This is a genomic window from Lachnospira intestinalis, assembly GCF_040095895.1.
Lineage (GTDB): Bacteria > Bacillota > Clostridia > Lachnospirales > Lachnospiraceae > Lachnospira > Lachnospira intestinalis.
Genome location: NZ_JBBMFS010000032.1, coordinates 1 through 795 on the forward strand (window position 1 = coordinate 1; position 795 = coordinate 795).

General features: G+C 42.6%; 1 pseudogene. It reads left to right on the plus strand.

What is annotated here, in order from left to right:
- Positions 1-154 precede the first annotated feature (154 nt).
- Positions 155-795 (plus strand): annotated as a pseudogene (locus tag WMO37_RS14850) (hypothetical protein); the annotation flags it as partial.

Here is a 795-nt window from a genome sequence, read left to right on the forward strand (position 1 = left end):
GGCTATGAATTCGGACTGTCAGAACAGGATATACTGGAGCGGTTACAGAAGAAGCTGAGTATTTCATTGCAGAAGGCGCAGGAGTATCTGTTGATGTTTGGGAAGCGGACGGTGTAAGAAGGCTATTTTTAAGTAAGATGCAAAGGAGGGGGCAATGCATACGGAGGTATATAATGCCGTAACGGCGGCAGATCAGGGAACGCAGTATGATGAAAGTGCTAAAAGACTGTTGGGACAGAAAAGCATACTGGCACAAATACTGGTAAGAACGGTAGATGAATTTAAGGGAATGAATCCAAGATATGTGGAAACCTTAATCGAGGGAGAACCGTATATCAGCAGGATACCGTTAGAGCCGGGACTGACAAATCGGGAAGTGCTGCAGACCGGTCAGACAGGGACAAACATAGAGATAGAAAAAGAGAAACTGACAGCAGGGGAAGTAAAACAGAATATCAGTAGAAAAGAAAAGTTAAAGTCGGGTTCTCGAATCGCAGGACTGAATACAGAGAATCAGGAACATGCAGAGGGGTTGGTGCGGTTTGATATTGTGTTTTATGTGCGGATGAAAGACGGACTTTCGCAGATTATTATTAATGTGGAAGCACAAAAAGATGAACCGCAGAGATATGGAATTTTAAACAGGGCAGTATTTTACGTAAGCCGTCTGATTTCGTCACAGAAGGAACGGGATTTTGAAAACACGGAGTATGATGATATCAAAAGAGTGTATTCTATCTGGGTGTGTATGAACATGGAAGAAAACAGTTTAAGCCACATTCATCTGGTAAAAGA